This window comes from Dyadobacter sp. CY312 (assembly GCF_021390535.1).
In the GTDB taxonomy this organism is placed as follows: domain Bacteria; phylum Bacteroidota; class Bacteroidia; order Cytophagales; family Spirosomataceae; genus Dyadobacter.
The window spans coordinates 712938-735668 of the sequence record NZ_JAJUXG010000001.1 but is presented as its reverse complement, the minus strand read 5'-3'; the positions used below and the strand labels follow the sequence as shown (position 1 = coordinate 735668).

Sequence of the window (22731 nt, the reverse complement as noted above, 5' to 3'; positions counted from 1 at the left end):
TTGCCAACCTGCCCTAACTTTACGGTTTTAAACGTCTTCTCAAACGATTTTTTACTCAAAGAGGTTAATTATTGCAGACCAGGAAGGGTTAATAGGACCTTTTTGTACGGGCGAGCTTTGAAGACAAAGATTTTTCGATATAATAATTACAAATGAGTAAACCATCCCTTGCCCGCGGAACCCGTGACTTTGGTCCGGAACAAATGGCAAAGCGCAATTTCATTTTTGAAACAGTTCGGCGCTCTTTTCAACGATATGGCTTTCTGCCTTTGGAAACTCCCGCTTTTGAAAACCTATCGGTATTGATGGGGAAATATGGAGACGAAGGTGATCAATTGCTTTTTAAAATTTTAAATTCCGGTGATTTTACTTCCAAGCTTGAAGACAAGGATTACACCGAAGGATATAAACCGCTTACGTCTAAAATCTCTGAAAAGGGATTGCGCTATGATCTGACTGTGCCATTTGCAAGATATGTTGTCATGAATCGCGGTACGCTGGCGATGCCGTTCAAGCGTTATCAGATACAGCCTGTGTGGCGGGCAGATCGTCCACAGCGAGGTCGTTACCGTGAGTTTTATCAATGTGATGCGGACGTAGTTGGGACAGATTCACTGCTTTGCGAGGCGGAGATTGTTAACCTGTTGCATGATATATTGCCTGCTTTGGGTATTTCTGATTTCACTGTCAAGATCAATAATAGAAAAGTACTGACGGGCATAGCTGATGTAATTGGTGCAGGAGGGATGGAAGGACCGCTTTGTGTAGCGATTGACAAGCTGGATAAAATTGGCAAGGAGAAAGTTGTGGAAGAGCTTGCGGAACGCGGCTTTTCGTCAGACAGCATAACCATGTTGGATCCTATTTTTTCATTATCCAACTCAGAAAAACCTTTTGAAGCGCTAAGAAACTGGCTTAGTGGTTCCGAAATTGGTTTGAAAGGGATTGAGGAGCTTGAAGAGGTCTGGAAAATGGTAGGCTTACTGGGGCTTGTGAATCCTAAAATTGAATTTGACGTAACGCTGGCACGTGGGCTTTCCTATTATACTGGTGCCATTTTTGAGGTTAAAGCAAATAATGTTCAGATCGGTAGTATTTCTGGAGGTGGGCGTTATGATAACCTTACGGGAACTTTTGGTGTGCCTGGAATTTCAGGTGTTGGTATTTCCCTTGGTGTGGACCGTATTTATGATGTGATGGAAGAGCTCAATCTTTTTCCAGAAAATCAGACGACGAGTACGAAAGTGATGATCTCTAACTTTGATAAAGAAGCATTTGAGTTTGGGCTTAGTCTTCTTCCAAAATTTAGAAAGGCCGGTATAAACGCGGAAATGTATCCTGATTCGGTAAAGTTGAAAAAGCAGCTCGATTATGCTGACAGGAAAAACATTGCATTTGTTGTACTTATAGGTTCAGACGAGATACAGTCGGGCAAGCTTACTTTGAAAAATATGAAAACAGGTGAGCAGCAAAAGTTAAGCATTGAAGAAATTATCCCGCTTTTAAGTTGATTTTCGAATAATATAAAACAGAAATATTTACAGGCTCTAAGTCGACCGCTGAAAGCCAATTGCCAAAATCATGAATGATATTTTAAGAATTGCAATACAAAAATCAGGAAGATTGAGTGAAGACTCTCTGAAATTGATCAAGGAATGTGGCATCCGTTTTGATAATGGAGGCGGTAAGTTGAAAACTTCTGCTACGAATTTTCCTGCTGAAATCCTGTTCCTGCGGGATGATGATATTCCGGGTTATGTGGAAGATGGTGTTGCACATTTAGGAATTGTAGGCGAAAATGTTTCGGAGGAGTCGGACAGAGATGTGGAAACGGTGCATAAGCTGGGCTTTTCAAAATGCCGATTGTCGATTGGTGTTCTTCGCGAACATGATTATCAGGGTGTTGCGGATCTGGAAGGAAAGAGTATCGCAACAACTTATCCACGTTTGCTCGGTAAATATCTGGCAGATAATAATGTAAAAGCGCAGATTCACGAGATCAGTGGTTCTGTTGAGATTGCCCCAAGTATCGGACTGGCTGATGCGGTGTGTGATATTGTTAGCTCAGGCAGCACGCTTTTAAGCAACGGATTGAAAGAGGTAGAGACCATTTTCCGTTCTGAGGCTGTGATGATCGCCAGCAAACATCTTTCGGAAGGTCAGCAGGAACTTCTGGATCAATTGCTTTTTCGTATCAAATCGGTTCAGGTTGCTAAAAATAATAAGTATATTTTGTTAAACTGCCCTACATCGGCTGTTGACAATATTATAAAATTCCTGCCAGGAATGCGTTCTCCAACCATTTTGCCTCTGGCAACGGAAGGCTGGTGCTCGTTGCATTCGGTGATTAACGAGAATGAATTTTGGGAAAATATTGAAAAAATAAGATTGGCAGGCGCAGAGGGTATTCTTGTGATACCAATCGAGAAAATGATTCTTTAAGATATGAATATTATTGCATTTCCCGATAGAGCCGAATGGCCGGTGTTATTGGCCAGACCGGTGCAGGATTCACGGGATATTGAGAAGAAGGTGATTCCCATACTCGACCAGGTAAAAACGCAGGGAGATGAGGGACTGAGGGAGCTTGCCAGGAAATTTGACAATACGGAACTTGGCGATCTTGCTTTTGATGAGGCCGATATTAAAAATGCCGGAAGTAAACTGGACGATGAGCTGAAAGCTGCAATTCGTCAGGCCTATGATAACATCTACAAATTCCATAAAGCTCAGGTACAATCTGTTGAAAAAATAGAAACAATGCCTGGCGTGACTTGCTGGCGTCGCAGTGTCGGTATCGAAAAGGTTGGAATTTACATTCCTGGTGGTACTGCTCCGCTTTTCAGTACGGTACTGATGCTGGGTATTCCTGCGCAACTTGCAGGTTGTAAAGAAGTTGTGCTGTGTACGCCATCAGATCATCCGGCTATTTTGTATGCGGCCGGGCTTGTTGGTGTTACCAAGGCTTTTCGTATTGGCGGTGCTCAGGCGATTGCGGCCATGGCTTACGGTACAGAGAGTGTACCGAAGGTTTATAAAATATTTGGTCCTGGTAACCAGTATGTTACAACCGCTAAAATGCTGGTGAGTAAAGAAGGCGTGGCGATAGATATGCCGGCAGGGCCATCGGAAGTTGCGGTATATGCCGATGATACTGCAATACCTTCTTTTGTTGCAGCCGATTTGCTCTCGCAGGCAGAACACGGAGCTGACAGCCAGGTATTGTTGGTTTCTACGAGCAAAAAACTATTGTCGGCGGTGAACCTCACGTTATCGTCTCAGCTGGATAGACTGCCCAGGAAAGATCTTGCAGCTAAATCAATTTCAAATAGCAAAGCGATTTTGGTTGAATCCGAGGAGGAAGCAATCGACTTGCTTAATGAATATGCTGCCGAACATTTGATTCTGAGTGTAGGTAATGCAGAGACTGTTTCTGAAAAAATTGTGAACGCGGGATCTATCTTCTTAGGAAATTATACTCCGGAATCCTGCGGAGACTACGCTTCCGGCACCAATCATACACTGCCTACAAACGGATACGCTAAGGCGTATAGCGGCGTTTCTGTTGATAGTTTTGTTAAAAAAATAACTGTTCAAAATATTACAACCGAGGGAATTAAGGCAATTGGTCCCACTGTGGAAGCCATGGCTGCCGCTGAATCCCTTGATGCACATAAGCGTGCTGTAAGAATACGATTGCAAAGTTTATTGTAAAAAGTTAAAACCCGGAAATATGTCGTATATTTGAGGACATATTTCCGGGTTTTAAAAAGCAATGATATGACAGCAATGATGGTGAACGAACGGTTAGGTGGTTATGGTGTTTTGAAACGCACCATAAAAGATAACTTCGATCTTGCATTTCTTGCAGAAAACGGGGTTCCCAAAGCAGCTATACAGCATCTTGCTGATTCAGCAGGATTGGACGTGAAAGATCTTATAGCGTTGCTTCCGGTAACGCCGAGGAATTTACTTCGTTACGAGGATACCGATTTGCTGAGTAATGTGGTTTCGGATCATCTCATATCCCTGGCTGATCTGATGTCAATAGGAACGCGGGTTTTAGGCAAAGAATATTTTCTTGATTGGCTCAACAGCAAGATACTTGCACTCAGTAATGAAAAACCAATAAATTTTTTGCGGACACATGCTGGGATTGAACTTGTCAAAACGGAACTAGGGCGTATTGAACACGGTATTTTTGCCTGATTTTACATTACGTTCCAAGCTAAAAAACCGATAGCAGATATACATGGAGTTATTCAGAATCACAAGGTCGGAATATCAGAATGATCTGAGTGGGATGGGAGCTTATTATCATGGAGGCAGGTGGAATTCGCCAAGAAATGCAATGGTTTACAGTTGTTCCCGAAGGTCGCTGGCCATGCTGGAAATTCTGGTACACTTGCAACGTCCAACACCACCACCAGACTATGTTGTGGTTGTGATCTATGTGCCTGATGCGATGAAGTTTGCAAAGGGGATTTATGTTATACCGGACTGGCAACTGGAACCGCAATGGACCAGAGAGACGGGAGACACCTGGTTGCAGGAAAAAAGCTCGCTCTTGCTTCGGGTACCGTCAGTGGTAGTGCGTAATGAATCTAATTATCTTATCAATCCCAATCATCCTGAGGCGGAATCGGTTAAGGTAATCAATATCGAACCTTTTGAGTTTGACAGCCGGTTATTCAGGGCTGGATAATCTAATTTAATAATCAGTCCTTTGCGAAGGACCAACAAGTGCGTTAATGAATAATTCTTTCGATTTAAATAAGATATTACGGCCGCATATTCTTAATCTGGCTCCATATTCATCAGCAAGGGATGAGTATACAGGTCATGTTGGGATATTTCTTGATGCAAACGAAAATCCATACGGTTCGGTAACAGACCAGGATTTCAACCGTTATCCGGATCCTTATCAGGCTGATATTAAAAGGAAACTTTCGCCTTTGAAGAACGTCCCGACGGATCAGATTTTTCTGGGAAATGGAAGTGATGAACCAATAGATTTGCTTGTAAGAGCAACGTGTACGCCATCAAAAGACCGTGTGATTATTTTGCCTCCTACGTATGGAATGTATGAGGTAAGTGCATCCATTCATGATGTTTATATTGATAAAGTTCCGCTTTCTGCCGACTACCAGATACGGGTGGATGCTGTGCTTGAAGCCATTACACCAGATACAAAGATCATTTTTATCTGCACACCGAATAATCCTACCGGGAATGTGATGGAGGACAGTGCAATTGAAACCATTCTGAAAAATTTCAATGGTTTGGTTGTTGTAGATGAAGCTTATGTGGATTTTACTGACAAACCTTCCTGGATCGACCGGCTTGCAGAATATCCGAATCTTGTAGTTTTGCAAACTTTTTCAAAATCATGGGGACTTGCGGGCCTGCGGGCAGGCATGTGCTTTGCTTCCACAGAACTTGTAAGGATACTGAACAAGATCAAGGCGCCATATAATATTAGTCAGCCGGCGCAGGCGGCACTGCTTGCGGGGCTTGAATCTGCCGATAAAATGCAGGAGATGGTGAAAGAAATTCTTGAACAAAGAGGGGTTCTATGTACCATGTTAGAAAAATTATCGTTGGTGAATAAAGTATTTCCATCAGATGCCAATTTCCTGCTTGTAAAGTTTGACGATGCAAAATCGGTGATGGAATATCTTTTAAAGGAAACCATTATTGTGCGCGACCGGTCAAAGGTGTTGTTGTGTGAAGGATGCCTTCGCATTACAGTGGGCACAAGGGAAGAAAATGAAACGCTGGTAGCAGCTCTTAAAGCGTACGAGCAAAGGAATGTGATTGTTTAAAGTATAAATAATTAGCACAAAACTTTATTAAAATATCCAACAAACAGTACTAAAATGAAGAAACTGGCACTAACTGTTATTTGTACACTATGCTTTGGCTTTGCTCAGGCGCAATACGACAACTGGGCAGTCGGATTTAAACTTGGTGAACCGACTGGTATCAATATCAGGAAGTATTTTAACAATATTAATGCAATTGATGTCACGGTAGGAACCTACGGTGTTTTTAAAGAAAAATATAGAAGTAACAAAGTGCGTCCCAATGTCGGACTATCAGTGCAAGCTCATTATTTGTGGCACAATCCACTTTTCAATTCAGAGAGTGTTCGTGTATATTATGGTCTGGGTGCACAGGTTAACAGCAGAGGTTATGACAGAATGAGTGGAAACCTCGTGACAGAAAAAGTTAAAGGCGCAATTTCACTTGGAGGGTCTGCTCTTGGAGGCTTTGAATATTTCATTCCAGAAAATAGAATTTCAGTTTTTATAGAGGGAGGAACTTATGTAGAGTTAGTACCTGCTCCGTTTTTTTTCAGTCCTAACATCTCGGGTGGGGTCAGATTCAATTTGTAATAACTGACATTGCCAAGAATGTTATAGTAAATTTCAAAAGAGCAGGCATTCGCCTGCTCTTTTGCGTAAATTGGCATCAGGTTTTACTTACTATTTCCAAAATTAACGCTACGTGTTTAAAGTATACAGTTCATCGGCAGGTTCCGGAAAAACCTATACACTGACGAAGGAATACATCAAACTTGCATTACATTCCAATTCAGATACTTACTTCAGACAAATCCTGGCAGTTACATTTACCAATGCGGCTGCCAATGAGATGAAAGACCGTATTTTGTTGATGTTGAGAACTTTTGCTGCATACAGCCCTGATGCCCAATTGCCACCGATGCTCAGAGATGTTGTACAGGAAATGTACCCGGATACAGTAACCGATGAAGCACTTTTTGAAGGAGCTTGTGAGCTTATTTCAGGTAGGGCACAACTTGTTTTCAGGCAAATACTGCACCGGTATTCCGATTTTTCGGTCATGACGATCGACAAATTCACTCAGCGGCTGATCAGCAGTTTCACCGACGAACTCGGGATTCCTTTTGTATTTGAAACACAACTGGATGGCGATTTGTTGAATGATGCGGTGGACCGGCTGCTGGCCAGAATAGGCCAGGAAGGTGAGGAAGTATTGACAGATATTGTTGAAAAATACTATCGTGAAAATGCGGAAGATGGGAAAAGCTGGGGTGCCTTGCCGGTCAAAATACGTGAGACTTCGGGTACTTTGCTAAGCGAACAAAGCTATCTTCAGATGCAGCGAGTGGCTGGCCTTCGGATGGAAGACTGGATCACGATCCGGAATCAAATGAAGCGGTTTGTTAAAGAGAGAGAGACCAAAGTTACGGATCTGGCGAAAAGAGGATTTGATCTCATACAGGAAGGCTTTTTGGTAGATAAGGATTTTTACCAGGGCGGGCGTGGCATTTATGGTTTCTTCAAGGACCGGTCAGAGGGCAAGAAACTCTGGGCAGAACCTAATTCTTATGCTTACAAAACAATAGGTGAGGAAACCTGGTATGGTGCCAAAACACCTGGAATTACACGTGAAAAAATTGAAGAGATTCGGCCGGATCTCGAAAACTGCTTTCATCAGATTGAGAACATTCGACAGGCAGAAGGAGGAAAAATCACACTTTACAACCTTCTCGAACGTCATATATATAATCTATCGCTGTTAGGTGAGGTACGTAAAGAGTTCGATGCGCTGCTGAAACAGAACAATCAGGTTCATATTTCCGATTTTAATAAGAAAATCCTTGAAATTGTATCACAGGAGCCGGTTCCCTTCATTTTTGAAAGGCTGGGAGAAAAATACAATCATATATTGGTGGATGAGTTTCAGGATACATCCAAGCTGCAATTTGCAAATTTATTACCGCTCATTGAAAATGCCCTGGCCGACGGTTATTTTAATCTGATCGTTGGTGACGCCAAACAATCCATTTACCGTTTCCGTGGCGGGGATATGGACCTTCTGCTACACCTGGCGCAGGATCAGGTAATGCTGCTCACTTCGGTATTGGGTGAAAGTGATTTCAATCAGGAGCGGCTTTGGAGCCTGGACAATTATCTGAAGGTTGACCACCTGCGTACAAACCGCAGAAGTTTCAGAGAAATAACAGATTTTAATAACCGTTTCTTCTCCTTTGTTGCCAATCTGCTCACTCCGGAATATCCGTTGGCAGGAGATGTCTATGACGAAAATTTTCAGCAACAGATACCCGACGGAGTTTCAGAAGGCGGGCATGTGCAAATGGAGTTTTTAGAAATGAACGACAATACCGATGAAGCCTCGGGTAACACACATGACGCTATTGTCAAACGAACTTTGGAACTGGTAGAAGAACTGCGCTCCACAGGATATAACTGGCGGGATGTTGCGATACTGTGCCGGAGAAAATCGGAGGCGACAGCCATTGCCAATGTGCTGAAAGAGGCTGGTTTCCCGCTCATTTCCGACGATGCACTTTTGCTTGCCTATTCCAGGTCAATCCACTTTGTAATATCTTTTATGAAGGTTTTACAAACTTCTGATCATAAACTTGCCCGCTACGAAACAGCATATCTGTTTCATCACGTCATACGAAAACAGAATCCCGGACCGACGGAATATGAAGCGATTCGAAAGGTGTGCAGTGAGCCCGGATTAGATAGTTTTCTGGAATATTTTTCAAGATGGGGGATTTCTCTTACGGCATTCCGTATGCGGCAATTGTCTGTTTTCGAGCTGAGTGAGAAACTGATCCAAACTTTCGGATTATTTGAAGCCCAAACAGACAAGGAATATCTATTTCGCTTTCTGGACGTGGTGCAGGAATTTGGTACGCGGCGAACCAATCATCTCGGCGATTTCCTTGCTTATTGGGATACGGCACGAACTAAACTTTCAATTACCATTCCGGCCGATACGGACGCGCTCAGAATCACTACGATTCACAAATCAAAAGGACTTGAATATCCTGTGGTAATAGTGCCCTATGCAAACTGGAAGTTTACACCCAACGCCAGTCTGGATCGCTTGTGGGTAGATTTAGACGAGGTTGATTATGAGGAGCTTTTCCTGCCGGGGGCACCAGACAGAACGGGTTTAACTGGCAAATTGCGGAGCTCGATGGTTTCAGTCCAGAAGGAGCTGGAAAATACGGTCATCGCTGAGCAGTATGTCAATGAAAAAACAAGGAAACTGGTTGAAACAATGAATTTGCTGTATGTGGCCTTCACAAGACCTATTCAGCGGTTGTATATTCTTGCTAAAAAAGAAAAAAACTGGCAAAGTGCTCCAAACGTAGGTATGTGGCTGCACGATTATTTGAGCCAGCCCGAATTTGTGCCAGGTTGGGAAGAATCGAAGGATTCTTATGTGCTGTATGAAGGAACGGAAGGCTGTCGTCATGCTCATGTGAGGAGCGATTTTGTGCCCTTTATTATGAAAGATATTCTGAGCAATGATCGAACCAATACGCTCAGACTTCGCAGAATGGCCGACCGTATATTCGATATAGAGACTTTTGAACCTAAATATGACCGTCTGCAAAAAGTGAGATATCTGCTTACCAGGCTCAGGAGCTTTTCCGACTTGCCCGAAACGATCACAAGCCTGATGGCAGAGGGGATTTTTACAAGAAATGAGGCGGGAGCCATACGGGAACAGGTAAAATATTTACTGGAAAATCCTTCGTTGAAAGAGCTATATGATGATAGTAACGCGTTAAAAATCAACAAAGATTTGCTGATACCTGGCGGTAAACTGTTGCACATCGACAGAATGGTGCAGCTTGCCGATGGCAATTACGTATTTATGTCGTTTGTAGGAGGAAATGGAAGCGATGAAAACAGGAGACATTTACGAAAACTGGTTCAGGCCTACAAAAATATAGGGAAAGAGTCCAGGGGCGTGATGATTACACTTGAAAATGAAATGGTTGAATGGATATAAAATGCTGATGAGTGCTATTTATGGAAATTGAAATAAGAAAAATACAGGAACGTGATAATGAGAAACTAGCTGGCATTATCAGAAAAACGCTTAAAGAATTTAAGGCTGACAAACCAGGGACAGTCTACTATGATGAAAGCACGGATCGGCTGAGCGAACTTTTCCAGGCAGACAAAAGCGTTTATTATGTAGCGCTGCTTGACGGGGAACTTGCGGGAGGTGCAGGCATATTTCCCACAGAAGGATTGCCGGCCAATACGGTTGAGCTGGTAAAAATGTATTTGAAACCCGAGGCAAGAGGATTAGGACTCGGGAAAACACTGATCTTAAAATGTATCGAAACAGCCCTTGAAAATGGGTATTCCAGAATTTACCTGGAAACCATGGCGGAGCTTGGAAAGGCTGTTCAAACGTACGTCCATCTGGGATTTGAGCAACTGGCCGAACCCATGGGAAGCAGCGGACATCACTCTTGTGAAATATGGATGTTGAAAGAATTAGATTAAATGCCTGCCCATCACTTTCCCAGTCGCTTCATCTCTTCTTCCGTGAAATTCTTCACCTGTTTTTCAAGTTCAAATTTTTCTTTGTTATAATCTCCTGATTTTCCTGGTGGGATGGAGAGGCTATTCCATTCACCTTCTTTTAGTTGTTTGGAATAAAAAACGATCTGGCCCACATGCATGGAGTAGTGAGCCAACTGCCGCTGAATGGCTTCCAGTACGGTATGCCCTTCATTACGTATGTAAATGACGTCTCCAAGCTGGTGCGGCAGCAATGTTTTTAATGCATCAAAAAGACATTCCCAACCCGCTTCCCATTTTCTCATTATATCTTCAAAATCCTGTTCAGGTTGCAGAAATTCAGCATCTCTGTTCCGCCATGGTTTTTCCCCGTCAGCGGTCAGGAAATCTGTAAATCGTGAGATCATGTTCCCGTGCAGGTGATTGATAATAACGGCAATGCTATTTATTTTATCGGCATCAGCAGAATAGAAGATTTGTTCTTTTTCCAGTTGATTCATGGCTTTTTCTGCCAACAATTTATAATACCTGAATAGTTTGATTGTTTCAGCCAGGTATGTTTCTTCAATATTACTTTTCATGAGAATCTAATGACAACATATGATTATACTTTTATTGCGGCACCTATTTTCAAAAACTCCTATATTCTAATGTTAAAATTATATAAAAAAGTTATATCGAATTACTAACTAACTGGTTTGACAAATTTGTAGACAAAATTTTCTAAATCCGGTATGTAATTCTACGTTTAGTGCTCATTTTTAGTGATCTTCGGGGAAAATTCAGACCGTCAGCGTCGTACTCAACGATATTTAAGCATCTATGCGTTTTTCTTTTCAGCAGCAGGTACTAACAGGTATTGCCTTCTCCATTGTCTTGGTGATCATCGTAGGACTAACTTCCTACAACTCGCTGGTCCTTCAACAAAAAAATGCTGAGCTGGTAAACCACACAAGGGAGGTAATGAATACATCAGCCTCGGTCAAAAATTCGCTGCTCACTGCTGAGTCTAATATACGTGGTTTGGCGCTAACCAGAAGCAACTCATTCGAAAATTCTTATCAGCAGGTAACAGAGAATATCTGGAGCGAAGTGGACCAACTCCGCCAGCTCGTAAGTAACAATCCGGAACAAACGGTTCGCCTGGATTCGCTGAGTATGCTGCTCAACAACAAGCTGGATATCATGAACAGCCAGCTGGATATGATCACAAATAAAAATCTGGATCAGGATTCGCTCAGGTTATTTATCCTGCAGGGAAAAATGCTGACCACGAAAATAGACTTTCAATTCAACAGAATTGAAAACACAGAACGTGTTCTTCTGATAGAGCGGGAACAGCAGGCATTAAAAAGTGCTTCCAATGCGAAAATGTTCATTGTTTTGGGGACTGCCGTTTTTATGCTCGTGATTTTTGTAATGTTCTATTTCATCCGCCAAACTTACAACGCCCAGATTTTATCGGAAACACAAACCAATAATCTAAATGCCCGGCTTGAAAAAATAGCAATCGAAGATCGGGAGAAGAACTGGGTTCTGAGTGCGGCAGTAGAAACAAGCGTGGCTATTCGTGGTCAGCCCACCATGTCCGGACTTTTGGTGAGCCTGGCTGCTAAATTGGCGGAACTTACCAATGCTGTTATTGCAGTGATGTATGTAAAATCGGCCTCCGGAAATCAGTTCGAGCTGGAAGTTACACATGGTGTGGAAAACCCCGCTCTGGTGCCGGCAATAGTAAACCCTGGTCAGGGAATTTTAGGTGAGATCATTCTCAATAAAACAGATCTCCGGGAGCTGGATGTAGCACCAGGATATTTGCAGGTAGTTACCGGCGCAGGAAAAGGTGAGCCTGGTAAAGTGTTTATAAAATCACTTGTATTTGAAAATGAGGTAATTGCCTTGATCGAACTGGCGTTTTTACAGGAGCCGTCGACAAGTGTGAAGTCACTTCTAAGTACAATATCCGAAAATATTGCGGTAGCAATCGTGGCCGCAAAGGCAAGAGAAATGATGCTCGAATTACTCGAGAAAACGCAAAGGCAGGCCGAGGAGCTGGAAACGCAGCAGGAAGAACTGAGTACAACCAACGAGCAGCTGACCCGACATACATCATTGTTGCAGGTCTCGGAGGAAGAACTTCGGGTGCAGCAGGAAGAACTGAGACAAATAAATACCGAACTGGAAGAGAAGGCCTTTATGCTTGAAGAGCAAAAAAGTACTCTCGTGGAAGCCCGGAATCAGATTCAGAACAAGGCCGATGAACTGGAAAAAAGCGGGAAATTCAAAAGCGAATTTCTGGCAAATATGAGCCATGAACTTCGGACTCCATTAAATAGCATACTGATCCTTTCCCGCATTTTACAGGAAAATAAAGCGCATCGCCTTAGCGAGGAGGAACAGCGATACGCCTCAGTGATTCATAATTCAGGAAGTGATTTGTTAACGTTAATCAACGACATCCTCGATCTTGCGAAAGTAGAATCCGGAAAGATTGATCTCCATTTTGAGCCTGTAAATGTTGATCTTCTGCTTGTAGAAATCAGAAACACCTTCCAGAAAGTATCCGAAAATAAGGGACTAGTCCTGGATCTGATTAAGGATCCGTCGGTGGATCCGGAAATTTACGTGGATCAGGTAAGGCTTTTACAGATCTTGCGAAATCTGTTATCAAATGCCATCAAATTCACCTCCGCACCTGGGGAAGTTTCACTGCATATTTCCCAGCAGGAGGGCTACTGGTACTTCGCCGTCGCAGATACCGGAATTGGGATCCCGGCTGACAAACAACAGGCTATTTTCGAAGCATTCCAACAGGCGGATGGCTCTACCAGCAGAAAGTATGGCGGAACAGGACTGGGCTTGTCTATCACCAAAGAACTTACCAAGCTGTTTGAAGGAACCATTACTTTGAAAAGCGAACCCAATAAGGGATCCATTTTTACTTTAAAACTTCCTGTTTATAAGGAAATTACAAGTGTTGAAAATGGATATACTCCATCGGAGGGCCTCCCCGAAGAAGTTCAGACTATAAGCCATTACGGTGACACAGAACACCGTTTGCTGCTCATTGAAGATGATCCATTTTTTGCTTCTGACATGGCAAATCGTGCCAGAAACAGCGGATTCGCTACATTGACGGCTGAGACGGGTCAAAAAGGTTTGGAACTCGTGTCCACTTTTAAACCCACCGCAATTATTCTTGACATGCACCTTCCTGATATTTCAGGAGAAGATCTGCTGCATCATTTAAAATCAGACCCTAAAACGAAATTGATACCGGTACACATGGTTTCGGCAGGAGACGGCGGTAGTTTCAATACAGAAGGTGCGATCGGCTTCATGCAAAAGCCTGTCGACAGGAAATCTGCCGAAGGTATATTCACGCTGCTAAAACTGGAAGGGAAGGATCTTCAAAAAAAGAGAATTTTGTTGGTGGAAGACGATGCTTTTCAGAGCAGGTACGTGGGGGATTTTCTCACAGACAATAACATTTTTGTCCTCTACGCTTTCTCTGCCGCCGAGGCGATGAAGGTGCTTACAACCGAAACGGTGCATGGAATCATTCTGGACGTTCGCTTATCCGACGGCAGTGGCCTGGATTTTCTCGATGAGATTAAGAAAATTCCAGCCTATACCAACATTCCCGTTGTTGTAAATACCGCGGAAGATCTCTCGCAGACTGATCTGACAAGGATTATGAAATACGCGCATCCGGTTGTGATGAAAACGAGAAAATCCAACGAGCGTTTGTTGGACGAGGTTAAACTCTTTTTGAAAAAAATCAAACCTGAAAGCCTTGAAGTTCCTGCATTTGAGCAAGGTTTCAGCAATCCGGTTGTGCACTCGGAAAGGGTTTTTCTTGGTAAAAAAGTTTTGCTCGCAGATGACGACATGCGTAACATTTTCGCGCTGAGTGTAGTACTGGAAGAGGCTGGTTTTACTGTTGTGATAGCTTCGAACGGAAGGGAGGCTATTGAGAAATTACAAGAAATGGATGATATAGAACTGGTGCTGATGGACGTAATGATGCCGGAAATGGATGGGATTGAGGCCACTAAAATCATTCGTCAGCAAAGCCAGTGGTCCGGCTTGCCTATTATTGCCGTTACCGCCAAAGCCATGCGTGGCGACCGCGAACAATGTATGGAAGCCGGTGCCAACGATTATATTTCCAAACCTGTGGATGTGGACAAACTGCTTTCACTTCTAAAAGTGTGGCTCCATTCTGCCTGAAAATTATGGTAACTATTGATTACTCAGCGCTGGAAATTCTGATTGCGACCATAAGGGAAAAATCCGGGTTCGACTTCTCGGGTTACACACGTCCATCATTACTAAGGCGTACTCAGTTGTACCTTACCAAACATGCAATGACTATGCAGGAGCTTTTTGCATCTATTGATCAGGGTGGAAAGGTTGTATATGATCTGATTCAGGATTTGACCGTAAATTATTCGGAGATGTTTCGGGACCCCGATTTTTTCGAAATGCTTGTTTCGGAAGTTTTCAGCTATCTGGAATCCTATACAGATCTCCGGATCTGGGTCGCGGGTTGTGCTTCGGGAGAGGAGGCCTTCTCACTGTCGATATTACTCAATGAAGCAAAGCTGGGAAAGCGAACCATCATATACGCAACTGACCTGAGCCAAAAAGTGTTGTCACTGGCAAGAGATGGCGTTTATTCACGATCTGCCATGCGCGGCTTTTCAGAAAAATATCTTTTGGCGGGCGGGAAAACGTCGCTGTCGGATTATTACCATGTTGCTTATGGCAAGGCAGTGATGAATCCTGAATTAAGGAAAAATATCGTTTTTTCGATCCATGACCTTACCGGCGACGGTGTTTTTAATGAATTTCAGCTCATAACGTGTCGTAACGTGATGATTTATTTCACGTTGGAACTACGCAGAAAAGTATTTCAATTGCTTTACAACAGTCTGGCACCACTCGGATTTTTATGCCTGGGAAAGCGCGAAACGTTGCGGTACTCAGGTCTGGAAGATCGTTTCAGAGTGATCAGCGGTTCTTTGAATATCTATCAGAAGATATCATAAATCTGCTGGGCAACACAACTAATTGATTCAAAAATGAGGGTAGTGAAGTACTCTTACTCAACATATGGAGAAAACAAAGATACTGCTTCTGGATGACCGTGAAGAAAATCTGCTGGCTTTGAAAGCCATTCTGAACAGGGATGACATTGCGATTTATGAAACAACTTCGACCAATGAGGCGCTGCGTATTGTTTGGGATAATGAGATTGCGGTTGCCCTTGTGGATGTTCAGATGCCGGGGATGGATGGATTTGAGTTTGCAGAAACGCTGGCTTCAAACCCAAAGACCAGGGAGATTCTGATTGTTTTTGTTACAGCAATTTCAAAAGAAACGACGCATGCTGTGAGGGGTTTGCAATCGGGTGGGATCGATTACCTGTATAAACCTTTGGATCCGTACATTACGAATGCGAAGGTAGATGCCCTCATACGTCTATCGAGAAGCCAGCGTGAGATACGAGCTAAAAACAGGCTATTGGAAAACTACGCGACCATTGTTACCAATTCCCCTGACATTATCGCAACGGTTGAACCGGAGACGGGCCGCATACTCTCTATTAATCCGTCGGTACAAACCATTCTGGGTATTTCTCCTTCCAGCATCATCAACAGCTCCATGCTCGATCTGCTGGTTGATCCTTTAGCTTCCGGACTGAAAGAAATCCTTGTGTCGCGATCGTATCTCGAAGGCAGCACGATTGTGACCGAAGACCAGTTCTACGGCTTGCTTCGTCAACCTGTATGGCTGGAATTACGAATTATGTATAAAAACAGACTTCTTTTTGTCAATCTGCATGACGTTGAAAAGCGAAAGGCGCATGAGCGACAATTGGTGGAAGCGCAGTCGGTAGCCGATAAAGCGAGGAAGGCGAAGGAGTCGTTTCTTGCCAATATGAGTCATGAGATACGCACCCCGCTGAATGGAATTCTTGGTATTGCCAATTTGCTGGAAGCAACTTCGCTGGAAGAATCCCAAAAAAATCTTCTGGAAATGCTTACCCAGTCTTCTGCTTCTTTATTGAATATTCTGAACGACATTCTGGATATATCAAAAATTGATGAAGGCAAGTTCTCTGTTGTGGCGCAGGCTACCGACTTGCGTACAATCAGTAAGGGTATCATGGATCTGATGAAATTCAAGGCGGATGAAAGCGGAATCATCCTGAGCAGTTATGTAGATGCCAATGTTCCTGAATGTTTGCTGGTGGATGGTCTCAGACTCAATCAGATACTGATGAACCTGGTAGGGAACGCGATTAAATTTACACCGGCGGGCTCGGTTGAACTGCGTATAGATCATGAAGGTAAGACAGGAAATGCGCACCAGATTAAGTTCTCTGTCATCGACACAGGCATCGGAATTTCGGAGGCAGGAATGGCCAATATCTTCTTGGAATACGGACAAGCTTCGGAAGACACTTCCCATCATTACGGCGGAACCGGGTTGGGATTAACAATATCTAAAAAGCTTGTGAAGTTAATGGACGCCGAACTTCAGGTGAGTAGTCAACTGCAAAAAGGCAGCCAGTTCTATTTCACATTGATGCTGACAGAAGATAAAAAGGCACCCGGTGCCCGAGTCCAAACACTATTCAATGAATTAAAACCTTTTACGGGTAAAAAAATATTGGTAGCGGAAGACAACAGGGTGAATGCCTTGTTATTAAAAAAATACCTGAACACCTGGGAAATAGAGGCGAAGATGGTTGAGAACGGAAAAGAGGCTATTGACGCGCTTAGCGGGACTGGTTTTGATCTCATTATTCTTGACACCAGGATGCCGGTAATGGATGGGTTTGAGACGGCAAGATACATTCGCAGAGAGATGAAGCTTGAAATTCCGATTTTGTCTCTCTCAGCCACGGTAATGGCAGAGGAAGTAGAAGAAGCTCTGGCCGCAGGTATGAATGATACGTTGTCCAAACCTTTTCAGCCTGTTAAATTGCATGAGAAAATAGGTAATCTCATATAAACAACCGCTTTCTTCTTTGGCTTACAACGATTTTAAGCCTGTAATCGTAATTATTGTTACGGAATTTTCGTTTGAAATAAGTTAAGCAAATTTTACATTGTTCAAGCTAAATGAAAAATAAAAGTAAAGTGTGGACCCTACTGTTACTTGCCGGTTTGGCAGGGTGCAGTTCATCAAAAACAATGACTTACGAGTCGAAATGGAATGCTCCGTTCACTTATGTAGATGAAGTAAAGCCCGATCAGCAGGATCAGAAGTCGAGATTGAAATATGGGATTATCAACGATGATCAGTACGTGTATCTCACGCTCAAAACAAAAGATCCGGTCACGGTACAGAAAATTCTGACCAACGGGTTCAAAATTTCTTTCAGTCCGGAAGGACAGAAGAAGGAAGCCTATTCGTTGCTTTTTCCGGTCATCATGAAAGAAGATCGCAAAGCACTTAAACGCATTGAAACCGATCTGCCTAATAGTTTAGGCCTTAACCTGCTTTTGGATTCCTACAATAAGGAAGCGCTCTGGAAAGATAAAAAAGGACAGCATTCGATCAATCTTGTGATAGGGGAAGGCAGTATCAAATCACACATATCGATGGATAAAAATGGTGAGCTTACCGAGCAGATCGCCATACCATTTAACCTGATGGCAGTGAACCCGTCGCAATCTTCCATGTTAGGTGTGAACATCAAAATTGACGGACAATCGTCTCAATCAGGATTTTCGCCAAGAATTGGTATCGGAATGGGTGGTGGAATTGGTATGGGCGGTGGCATGGGTGTAGGAATTGGAACCGGTGGTGGTAATCGCTATGGGAACGACGACCGCAGCGTAGACATTCGCCTTGAAGTACAGCTTGCCAGAGCGGATTACCGCCAATAGAATTACTATCAGTTCGAAAATGCCTGTTGGTGTATTCACCGGCAGGCATTTTTTTTGTATTACCAATACGATGGAACAGAACTCATTTCTGTTGGAATGTGATGCGGTTTTTGTTTTATTGCAGTTAACACATACTATAATGGTCGTGCAACGGTTTCATTCAAGGAGAAATCAATAAGATTGCAGGCTCAAAATCACAGCTTCGGCTTAGGTTAAAAATTGGATATCGTGAATAAAAGTACAGTAAAGAGATTTTCAAGCTTTCTTCGGTTTCGGCGCAACTTCGCAAAGTATAGTTTACGGAAAGCCCGCAGTTACGAAATTGTCATTTTCTGGCTGAAAAGTGTTTTGTCAAGAGCCCAGTTTTTGATTTTATCAGGTATTCTGGTAGGTTTTACGTGCGGTCTGGCTGGTGTAGTTCTCAAATCCCTGGTACATTATATTCACTACCTGATCACCCATAAAGTTTATTTTGAAGATCAGGTTTTCTTCTATCTCGTATTTCCATTTCTTGGAATAGTCATCACGAGTTTACTGGTTCTGGTTATTTTTAATGGTCAGGACAAAAAGGGAATACCCGTTATTCTTCACGAAATTGCAAAGAATTCCAGTGTGGTATCTTCTGTGAAAATGTACTCACAAATTGTGCAGAGTGCGGTCACGGTTGGCCTTGGAGGCTCGGCCGGTCTGGAAAGTCCCATTGCTGTTACCGGAGCGGCCATCGGTTCAAATTTCGCTCAGACCTACAAACTCAATTACAAGGAACGTACACTGCTGCTAGCTGCGGGTGCAACAGCCGGTATTGCTTCCGCATTTAATGCACCAATTGCAGGTGTCATGTTCGCGTTTGAAATATTACTCACAGGAGTGGTGTTCTCGGATTTTATCCCCCTTGTAGTAGCAGCCGTATGCGGAAGTCTTGTGTCCAAAATACTTCTTCAGGAAGGCGTTTTATTTCAGTTCACTAGCAGGAGCCCCTTCGATTATCGTAACCTGGGCTACTATGTTATCCTTGGTATTTTATGTGGACTTTATGCTCGTTATTTTGTTTTAATTACTAAATACATCGAAGGTTTTTTTCATGAGCTTAAATGGCATCGAATGAAAAAAGCCATGCTTGGAGGTGCAGTCCTTTCGGTACTTTGTGTGCTTTATCCGCCGTTGTTTGGAGAAGGATATGATACTATTAAAGCACTTACAAATGGAGAAGTGAGGAACGTAATGGAGAATAGTTTTTTTCGATTTGTCGGTTATCGTGAATGGGTGGTTCTCGTGTTTCTTACTGTAATATGTTTGTTAAAAGCATTCGCAAGTTCCATCACAATTTATAGTGGAGGTAATGGAGGAAATTTTGCTCCGTCTCTTTTTGCAGGAGGTACGCTGGGATTTGTTTTTGCATTGTTTTGTCAGCAATTAGGAATTGAAGAGGTGCCTGTTGCCAATCTTGTATTGGTGGGTATGGCAGGGGTAATGAGTGGTGTTTTATATGCACCTTTAACAGCTATTTTTCTGATCGCCGAATCCAGTTCAGGTTATGATCTTTTTATACCTTTAATGCTCGTAAGTGTTACCGCTTTTCTGATCGCAAAATGGTTTTCTTCTATTTCTCCCGATTTGCAAAAACTAGCGAATGAAGGTAAGATTTTTACTCGCGAACATGACCGTAATCTTTTGTCGATGTTGCAGACACTGGACCTGATTGACCGCGACATTCAGGTGCTTGATATAAATGGTACTTTTCCTGAATTAGCACATCTTTTAAGAACAGGAAAACGAAACGTAATTGCCGTTACTGATCAGGATAAAAAACTAGCCGGAATTATCTCAATGGACGATCTTCGCCCGTTCTTCTTTGATGAAAATGGATTGTCTGCCGCTACCGTTTCAAGCCTGATGAAAAAGCCTTCTGCTTTGATTTATGAGTTTGATGATGTGGTGTCTGTGGTGCAAAAATTCGACGAAACGGGCTCGTGGAATTTGCCAGTTGTAAAAGCCGACGGGGTATATGTTGGCTTCATCTCCAAGTCCGGCGTGCTCAACCGATACCGGCAATTATTGCAGGCGCATTCAGGATAATAATCTGCGATAAAAGTTCAAGACTGTTATTGCAACTGTCAAGCGTGTGCTTTTCATGCTTCTATCTTTTTTCTAGCCGAAACACTGCTTTAAAACTTTCCCTACACGCAATTCTCAGGAGTATTCCGCCGCGCTTTCCAAAGTTCAGTTCTGGGGTGTCTCTCAGATATAATGTGATTGTAGTTCTGATGGATGAGCCGGAATAATCATTTATCAAGAATAACAAACACTTTATTTCAAGTGTGTTACATTATTTATATATTTGTATAATACTTGAATATTCAAGTATATATCAACTATTAATCAACATTATGTCAAGCATATCTGAGTCTTTAAAATTTTTCCTTAATCTGAATGTCGTACAAGCGATGGCGGTGAAACGCTTTGATACAAAGCTCAGTAGCCATGGAATAAGTCTGAACGATTTCCTTATTCTGTACCACGTTTCTCAGGCTCCTGAAGAGAAGCTGAGAAGGATGGATCTGGCAGAGAAAATCGGCTTGACGGCATCGGGAGTTACGAGAATGCTGTCGCCGCTGGAAAAAATTGGTCTTGTAAGAAGAGAAGCTAACAGCCGTGATGCACGCGTAAGTTATGTGAAACTTGCACCTGCGGGAAGGCGAATTCTTAACGATGCTATGGCAACTGCCGAGTCTGCAAGCGAGCAGATACTAAATTCAGTCAAGACAAAAAAGGCAGAGGATTTCAATAAATTTCTGATCGAACTGGGAGGCACTGCAGAGTAATCTCAGGGAGATGATAACTTGTTCCTTTGGCATTTTAAGTGGCACGATACGTCCTCTGAATATTTTTCTAAATTAGATTTTGTTGATATTTTATCAATTTGGTTATTGTGTATTCCAGGCTGGAATTAAACAGTTCTATGTCGTGTGACATATTAATTATTGTTTTATTGAGTTATTCGTGTTGAATGTCAATTCTATGTTATCTTTTTTTGGCTGGTTAGCATGCGAGATTTTAATGCATGAATTGGCTAATTTTTTAGTTGTTTTATGTAACCCGACTACCTTTGTATTTTTAATTAATTTGGCTTTATATTTTATTAATAGCTTTACGAAAAATGTGATTTATTAATAGGTAAGATTAGCGAAATAATAAGTTATTGTCTTCGAAGTTATATTCTTCTTTGGTAGCTTCAATAAGTCATGTGGAAGTGTCATAAACCATTTCTAATTTATAAACCGGACAATAATTTAACATCTTTTTTAAGGAGTAGTTCTGTTGGAATATCTAGTTTTGTGACTATGTTATTTCTGCCGGCACGATCTAACCTCCTGGCAAAATTTTCCATCATCTATATTTCATTAAAAAGAAATCAATGCATGCAAACAATTTTCACCTGATACGATTTTTAGCCGCGGTGCTGGTAATTTATGGTCATTCGTACCCATTATCAGGGCGCAGCAACTTCGATTATCTGCAAGTGCTTTCGGGTGGTTTATTTCCGTCGGCGCACATGGGCGTATGCATATTTTTTTCGATCAGCGGTTACCTGATTTCAATGAGTCTTGTGAGAAGCACCAATTACGTTCGATTCATTTGGAAACGGTTTATCAGGATCATACCCGGTTTGATCGCTGCCATCTTTGTTACAATATTTTTGATCGGTCCGCTCGCTACTACACTTTCATTACAGGATTATTTTGGCACACCAGAAACCTACCGCTATTTCAGGACAATAAAGTTATTTCCTGTTTATCCCGACACGCTACCCGGAGTCTTTGAAAATTTGCCGGTGACGGGCATAAACGGATCACTTTGGACCTTGGCTTATGAGGTTAGTTGCTATGGTGCTTTATTGGGCGCTCACATCGTTTTAAGAAATAAAACGAAGTATCTGGTGCTGGCCTTGTTTGTAATGCTCTGGTGCTCGTTTTTGTATTGGAGAGAGGCACTGGAGATGAATCCTGTTACTTTGCGGCTAATACATTTGGATCTGGGTCATTTCCTTAACTTCGGGATGTATTTTCTGGCTGGCAGTGTCATCTATTTTTTTCAGAATTATATCCCGTACAAAGGCAGGTGGGCTCTGGCTTTGTTGGCGGCTCAGTTGCTTGTCTTTTGGTGCTCTTCTGTAAAGGGGTATTTTCCACTGGCTGCGGGCGGATTGGTGAGATATCTGCTTGTTCCATATGTCATTCTTTACTTAGGTTTCAAGAAGGGTTGGCTTAATAGGTTTGGTAACTTCGGAGACGTATCGTACGGGTTATATATTTACGCCTTTCCCATTCAGCAGCTTGTTGTGATGTATTTTTTGCCGGAAATGATTTCTGTTTCAAAAATGTTCATTTATTCTTTATTACTAACTTTACCCCTGGGATGGCTTTCATGGAAATTGGTAGAAGAGCCAGCTTTAAAGCTAAAAACATTGTAAA

At 42.5% G+C, this 22731-nt stretch carries 17 protein-coding genes; 16 read left to right on the top strand and 1 reads right to left on the bottom strand.

Going from position 1 to position 22731, the window contains the following annotated elements:
* Positions 1–152: 152 nt before the first annotated feature.
* From hisS to LZG71_RS03295, 9 genes are all read left to right on the top strand, one after another.
* Positions 153–1511: a histidine--tRNA ligase gene (gene hisS, locus LZG71_RS03335; RefSeq protein WP_233816963.1), complete on the top strand. Its 1359-nt coding sequence runs from the start codon at positions 153–155 to the stop codon at positions 1509–1511.
* Between the two features lie 70 nt (positions 1512–1581).
* Positions 1582–2442: an ATP phosphoribosyltransferase gene (gene hisG / locus LZG71_RS03330; protein WP_233816962.1), complete on the top strand. Its 861-nt coding sequence runs from the start codon at positions 1582–1584 to the stop codon at positions 2440–2442.
* A 3-nt stretch (positions 2443–2445) separates the two neighbouring features.
* Positions 2446–3714: a histidinol dehydrogenase gene (hisD, locus tag LZG71_RS03325; protein WP_233816961.1), complete on the top strand. Its 1269-nt coding sequence runs from the start codon at positions 2446–2448 to the stop codon at positions 3712–3714.
* 66 nt (positions 3715–3780) lie between these two features.
* Positions 3781–4209 carry an antitoxin Xre/MbcA/ParS toxin-binding domain-containing protein gene (locus tag LZG71_RS03320; protein ID WP_233816960.1) on the top strand — a complete coding sequence of 143 codons (429 nt, stop codon included), beginning with the start codon at positions 3781–3783 and terminating at the stop codon, positions 4207–4209.
* Between the two features lie 43 nt (positions 4210–4252).
* Positions 4253–4705, top strand: coding sequence for an RES family NAD+ phosphorylase (locus tag LZG71_RS03315; RefSeq protein ID WP_233816958.1), 453 nt, complete (start codon positions 4253–4255; stop codon positions 4703–4705).
* A gap of 46 nt (positions 4706–4751) precedes the next feature.
* Positions 4752–5825, top strand: a complete 1074-nt coding sequence (hisC, locus tag LZG71_RS03310) for a histidinol-phosphate transaminase (protein WP_233816956.1) — start codon at positions 4752–4754, stop codon at positions 5823–5825.
* A 54-nt stretch (positions 5826–5879) separates the two neighbouring features.
* Complete coding sequence (locus tag LZG71_RS03305; protein WP_233816954.1) at positions 5880–6398, top strand: hypothetical protein; 519 nt, start codon at positions 5880–5882, stop codon at positions 6396–6398.
* A gap of 112 nt (positions 6399–6510) precedes the next feature.
* Positions 6511–9828 (top strand): exodeoxyribonuclease V subunit beta, encoded by a 3318-nt coding sequence (locus tag LZG71_RS30590; protein WP_233816952.1) that lies wholly within the window; start codon positions 6511–6513, stop codon positions 9826–9828.
* A gap of 20 nt (positions 9829–9848) precedes the next feature.
* Complete coding sequence (locus LZG71_RS03295) at positions 9849–10334, top strand: GNAT family N-acetyltransferase (protein WP_233816950.1); 486 nt, start codon at positions 9849–9851, stop codon at positions 10332–10334.
* Positions 10335–10345: 11 nt separating this feature from the next.
* Here LZG71_RS03295 and LZG71_RS03290 read toward each other — a convergent pair whose 3' ends face one another.
* Complete coding sequence (locus tag LZG71_RS03290; RefSeq protein ID WP_233816948.1) at positions 10346–10933, bottom strand: DUF1572 family protein; 588 nt, start codon at positions 10931–10933, stop codon at positions 10346–10348.
* Positions 10934–11174: 241 nt separating this feature from the next.
* Between LZG71_RS03290 and LZG71_RS03285 the strand changes: the two genes are divergently transcribed.
* From LZG71_RS03285 to LZG71_RS03255, 7 genes are all read left to right on the top strand, one after another.
* On the top strand, positions 11175–14585 hold the full coding sequence (locus LZG71_RS03285; RefSeq protein WP_233816946.1) for a response regulator: 3411 nt from the start codon (positions 11175–11177) through the stop codon (positions 14583–14585).
* Positions 14586–14590: 5 nt separating this feature from the next.
* Entirely contained in the window at positions 14591–15406 is an 816-nt protein-coding gene (locus tag LZG71_RS03280; protein WP_233816944.1) for a protein-glutamate O-methyltransferase CheR, read from the top strand.
* 64 nt (positions 15407–15470) lie between these two features.
* Positions 15471–17378 carry a response regulator gene (locus LZG71_RS03275; protein WP_233816942.1) on the top strand — a complete coding sequence of 636 codons (1908 nt, stop codon included), beginning with the start codon at positions 15471–15473 and terminating at the stop codon, positions 17376–17378.
* Between the two features lie 110 nt (positions 17379–17488).
* Complete coding sequence (locus tag LZG71_RS03270; RefSeq protein ID WP_233816940.1) at positions 17489–18259, top strand: hypothetical protein; 771 nt, start codon at positions 17489–17491, stop codon at positions 18257–18259.
* A 228-nt stretch (positions 18260–18487) separates the two neighbouring features.
* Complete coding sequence (locus LZG71_RS03265) at positions 18488–20335, top strand: chloride channel protein (RefSeq protein WP_233816938.1); 1848 nt, start codon at positions 18488–18490, stop codon at positions 20333–20335.
* A gap of 311 nt (positions 20336–20646) precedes the next feature.
* A complete protein-coding gene (locus LZG71_RS03260) occupies positions 20647–21081 on the top strand; it encodes a MarR family winged helix-turn-helix transcriptional regulator (RefSeq protein ID WP_233816936.1) in 435 nt (144 codons plus the stop codon).
* Between the two features lie 593 nt (positions 21082–21674).
* On the top strand, positions 21675–22730 hold the full coding sequence (locus tag LZG71_RS03255; RefSeq protein ID WP_233816934.1) for an acyltransferase: 1056 nt from the start codon (positions 21675–21677) through the stop codon (positions 22728–22730).
* Position 22731 lies beyond the last annotated feature (1 nt).

Excerpts from the sequence above, each read along its gene's own strand:
- hisS (WP_233816963.1), top strand. The coding sequence starts at position 153 with ATGAGTAAACCATCCCTTGCCCGCGGAACCCGTGACTTTGGTCCGGAA.
- hisG (WP_233816962.1), top strand. The coding sequence starts at position 1,582 with ATGAATGATATTTTAAGAATTGCAATACAAAAATCAGGAAGATTGAGT.
- hisD (WP_233816961.1), top strand. The coding sequence starts at position 2,446 with ATGAATATTATTGCATTTCCCGATAGAGCCGAATGGCCGGTGTTATTG.
- LZG71_RS03320 (WP_233816960.1), top strand. The coding sequence starts at position 3,781 with ATGACAGCAATGATGGTGAACGAACGGTTAGGTGGTTATGGTGTTTTG.
- LZG71_RS03315 (WP_233816958.1), top strand. The coding sequence starts at position 4,253 with ATGGAGTTATTCAGAATCACAAGGTCGGAATATCAGAATGATCTGAGT.
- hisC (WP_233816956.1), top strand. The coding sequence starts at position 4,752 with ATGAATAATTCTTTCGATTTAAATAAGATATTACGGCCGCATATTCTT.
- LZG71_RS03305 (WP_233816954.1), top strand. The coding sequence starts at position 5,880 with ATGAAGAAACTGGCACTAACTGTTATTTGTACACTATGCTTTGGCTTT.
- LZG71_RS03295 (WP_233816950.1), top strand. The coding sequence starts at position 9,849 with ATGGAAATTGAAATAAGAAAAATACAGGAACGTGATAATGAGAAACTA.
- LZG71_RS03290 (WP_233816948.1), bottom strand. The coding sequence starts at position 10,933 with ATGAAAAGTAATATTGAAGAAACATACCTGGCTGAAACAATCAAACTA.
- LZG71_RS03285 (WP_233816946.1), top strand. The coding sequence starts at position 11,175 with ATGCGTTTTTCTTTTCAGCAGCAGGTACTAACAGGTATTGCCTTCTCC.
- LZG71_RS03280 (WP_233816944.1), top strand. The coding sequence starts at position 14,591 with ATGGTAACTATTGATTACTCAGCGCTGGAAATTCTGATTGCGACCATA.
- LZG71_RS03275 (WP_233816942.1), top strand. The coding sequence starts at position 15,471 with ATGGAGAAAACAAAGATACTGCTTCTGGATGACCGTGAAGAAAATCTG.
- LZG71_RS03270 (WP_233816940.1), top strand. The coding sequence starts at position 17,489 with ATGAAAAATAAAAGTAAAGTGTGGACCCTACTGTTACTTGCCGGTTTG.
- LZG71_RS03260 (WP_233816936.1), top strand. The coding sequence starts at position 20,647 with ATGTCAAGCATATCTGAGTCTTTAAAATTTTTCCTTAATCTGAATGTC.
- LZG71_RS03255 (WP_233816934.1), top strand. The coding sequence starts at position 21,675 with ATGCATGCAAACAATTTTCACCTGATACGATTTTTAGCCGCGGTGCTG.